This is a genomic window from Methylobacterium sp. WL116, from assembly GCF_008039455.1.
Taxonomy (GTDB): Bacteria; Pseudomonadota; Alphaproteobacteria; order Rhizobiales; family Beijerinckiaceae; genus Methylobacterium.
The window spans coordinates 1-3,781 of record NZ_VRUV01000447.1 but is presented as its reverse complement, the minus strand read 5'-3'; the positions used below and the strand labels follow the sequence as shown (position 1 = coordinate 3,781).

The following is a 3,781-nucleotide window of genomic DNA, read 5'->3' as shown; positions in this document are numbered from 1 at the left end:
GCGCGTCAGAGGCTCGGCGCCGGCTCGCCGTCCTCCACGTCCGGCGTGCGCGACCGGGACCGGCGATCGAGCAGCGACCGTCCGAGGGCGCGGAACGGCGCGACGAGCCGGCGGGCGTCCTCGGCGCGTTCCATGAAGCGCTCGCCGCTGCGGATCTCCTTGTCGAGGCGGGCCATAGTCCGGGCGAGCGACGGATCGTCGTCCTGCAGCCAAGTCTCGACCACGCGGGCGAAGGCGATGACGACGCCCTGGAGCTTGAGCCGGCCGAGCGGGCCCTCGGTATCGATCCCGGCAGCGGCCAGCATGTACCGGTGGGAGTTCAGGGCTACGCCGTTCAGGGCCAGCATCGACAGCACGTCGCCGCGCAGCGCGAACGAGATGCGCCGCAAGGCCGGCTTGTACGGCGTCATCGCGTCGAGCCGGCGCATCAGCACGTCGAACAGCCGCTCGCGGGTCGGCTCCTCGGCGAGGTCGGCACCGTCCTCCTCGAGCACCTTGCGGTCGATGATCCGGGCGAGGCCGGCGAGAATCGCGCCCTTCGACGGGAACAGGTCGCGCAGCTCCGCCAGGCTCAGACCCGCCTCGCGGGCGATGTCGCCGACCTCGATGTCGTTCCAGGGCTGCTCGGCCGCCAGCCGCATCAGCGCCTCCACCGCCGCCTCGCGCGGGGGCTGCGTCGGCGCCTCGTGATGGGCGCCGGGATCCGCCGGCTTGCGGCCCTTCTTCGGCGAGCCTGCTGTCTCGGTCATGCGGCCTGCTCCTGGCTGATCTCGCGCACGCTCCGAAGGGGCGACGCGCCTCGTGACGATCGACGCGCGAAACGGCCGATCCTGTCTCGCTCCCTATGTAGGGACGCGGGCGGACGAGGGCAGTGCCTTTGTGCGCGCTTGCCGCACGAGGGCGATGGCACGTCATGCCCATAGGGCGCACGCGAGGCGCGGTGTTCGACGATGGCGGCACGATCGCGCGCCGGCCTTGCCCGCCCTGCTCTCCATCGCGGCCGTGGTCGGCAACGCGGTCGTGGATCATGGGCCGAAGGCGCTTGCGGCGCCGGCGCGGTGAGCGACAGGCCTCTCATCGCGGGATGACGGGACCGCGAAGCGCTCGGATCGACCGCCCGAACGCGATGTCCGCGCCCCGATCGAAGATGCGCGTGCGCCGAAGCGTCCCCTACTCCGCGGCAACCCGAGGCGGCGCCGGGTAGCCCCGCCCATCGTTGGCGGGATGGCCGGAAGGCGCGCGCCCCGCCTCCTCCGGGTCGTCGCGCGCGCCGACGAAGCGGGAGAACAGGCGGACGATCAGGCGGGAGAGGTCGTCCATCAGCACGAAGATCGCCGGCACGAAGACCAGCGACAGGCCGGTGGAGACGATGAGGCCGCCGATCACCGCGATCGCCATCGGGGCCCGGAACTCGCCGCCGATGCCGAGCGCCATCGCGGAGGGCACCATGCCGGCGGCCATGGCGATCGTGGTCATCACGATCGGCCGCGCGCGCTTGCGGCCGGCATCGATGATCGCGGTGGCGCGGTCGACGCCGCGACCCATCTCCTCGACGGCGAAATCGACGAGCATGATCGCGTTCTTCGTGACCACGCCCATCAGCATGAGGATGCCGATGACGACGGGCATCGAGATCGGCTTGTGGAACACCAGCAACCCGAGGATCGCGCCGCCGATCGACAGCGGCAGCGAGAACAGGATCGTCATCGGCTGCAGGAACGAGCCGAACAGCAGGATCAGCACGCCGAACACCATCATCAGCCCCGCGCCCATGGCGAGGGCGAAGCCGGAGAACACCTCGCCCATCACCTCGGCGTCCCCGGTCTGGCTGATGGTCACGCCCGGCGGCAGGGCCTGGGCGGTCGGCAGGTGCATGACCTGGTCGATCAGCGAGCCGAGGGCGTCCGAGCCCTGCATGTCGCCTTCCAGCGCCACGCGGATCGCCCGGTCGTAGCGGTCGATCGCGGTCGGGCCCTGCCCGAGAGACAGGTCGGCCACCGTCGAGAGCGGCACCGCGGCGCCGCCCTTGACCGGGACCTTGAGGGTCTCGAGCTGGGCGAGGTCGCCGCGCAGGGTCTCGGGCAGCTGCACCCGGATCGGCACCTGACGGTCGCGCGCGTTGAACTTGGCGAGGTTGGCGCCGATGTCGCCGATGGTCCCGACGCGCACCGTCTCGGCGATCAGGTCGGTGGAGACGCCGAGATCGGCCGCGACCCCGGCCTTGGGGCGGATGCGGATCTCGGTGCGGTCGAGCGGCGCGGTCGAGATCACGTTGACGAGGTGGGGCACCTGAGCCGCCTCGCGCTGGAGGCGCTGCGACACGTCGGCGACCACCGCCTTGTCGGGGCCGGCGATGATGAGCGCGAGATCGCGCTGGCCGCCCTCGCGCAAAGCCCAGAACCGGATGTCGGGCTGCTGCCGCAGGATCGCGCCGACGGCGACGTCGACCTCCTTCTGCGTGCGGTGTCGCGTGTTCTTCGGCGTCAGGTTGATGGTCAGCGAGGCGAGCCGCACCTCCTTCTTCCCCGGCAATTGCCGGCCGCCGTCGACGAACACGCTGCGGACCTCGGGCAGCGTCCGGATCTTGTCCACCAGCGCGTCGGTGACGCGCGTGGTCTCGGCGAGCTTGGCGCCGGGCGGCAGCTCGACCACGAACAGCGTGCGGGCCGCGTCCTCGGCCGGCAGGAAGCCGGACGGCAGCAGGCCGGTGGACAGGATGGAGGCGGCAAAGCAGGCCAGCCCCGCCACCAGCGTCACGAACTTGTGCCGCACCGACCACGCCACGAGGCGGGTGTAGCCGCGCATCACGACGCCTTCGCGCGTGTCCTCCGGCCCGTGGTCGCGCAGGAAGTAGGCGGCGAGCAGCGGCGTGATCAGGCGCGCGACCAGCAGCGACATGAACACGGCGGCCGCGATCGTCAGTCCGAACTGCTTGAAGTACTGCCCGGCGATGCCGCCCATGAACGAGACGGGGGCGAAGATCGCGATGATCGTCGCGGTGATGGCGATGACCGCGAGGCCGATCTCGTCGGCCGCCTCGAGGGCCGCGCGATAGGGCGTCTTCCCCATCCGCATGTGGCGGACGATGTTCTCGATCTCGACGATGGCGTCGTCGACCAGGATGCCGGTCACCAGCGTGATCGCGAGCAGGCTGACGGCGTTCAGCGAGAAGCCGAGCGCGTCCATCACCCAGAAGGTCGGCAGCACCGAAAGCGGCAGCGCCACCGCCGCGATCAGCGTCGCGCGCCAGTCCTTCAGGAACAGCAGCACGACGATCACCGCCAGCGCCGAGCCCTCCAGCAGCCCGAGCATCGCGGAATGGTAGTTGCCGACCGTGTTGGTGACGGAGGTGTCGATCAGGTCGAAGCGCACGCCCGGGTTGGCGGCGTGCAGCGACGCGATCCGGTCGGCCACGCCGACCGAGACCTCGGCGTCGCTGGCGCCGGCCGAGCGCGAGATCGCGAAGGCGACCACCGGCTCGCCGTTGAAGCGGGCGAAGGTGCGCGGCTCCTCGGCGGTGTCGGTGAGCGTGGCGAGCTCGTCGAGCCGCACCTTGCGGTTGCCGGAGACGACGATCGATGTGGCGCCGAGCGTGTCGAGGGTCGCCGAGGCCGCGAGCGTGCGGATCGACTGCTCCTGGCCGCCGACCTCGCCGCGTCCGCCGGCCATGTCGGCCGAGGTCAGGCGCAGCTGCCGGTTGACGTCGGCCGCGGTGATGCCGAGCGCGAGCAGCCGGTCGGGCTTCAAGGTGACGCGGACCTCGCGGGCGACGCCGCCGAGG

Annotated in this window: 2 protein-coding genes; both read right to left on the bottom strand. The window is 71.4% G+C overall.

Annotation, left to right across the window (positions count from 1 at the left end):
- Positions 1 to 5: 5 nt before the first annotated feature.
- On the bottom strand, positions 6 to 749 hold the full coding sequence (locus tag FV223_RS22455; protein WP_147729068.1) for a TetR/AcrR family transcriptional regulator: 744 nt from the start codon (positions 747 to 749) through the stop codon (positions 6 to 8).
- 421 nt (positions 750 to 1,170) lie between these two features.
- The coding region (locus FV223_RS22450; RefSeq protein ID WP_147729067.1) for an efflux RND transporter permease subunit at positions 1,171 to 3,781 on the bottom strand (2,611 nt) is incomplete at its 5' end.

Bases quoted from the DNA above. Each gene is read 5' to 3' on its own strand.
- FV223_RS22455 (WP_147729068.1), bottom strand. From the start codon at position 749: ATGACCGAGACAGCAGGCTCGCCGAAGAAGGGCCGCAAGCCGGCGGAT.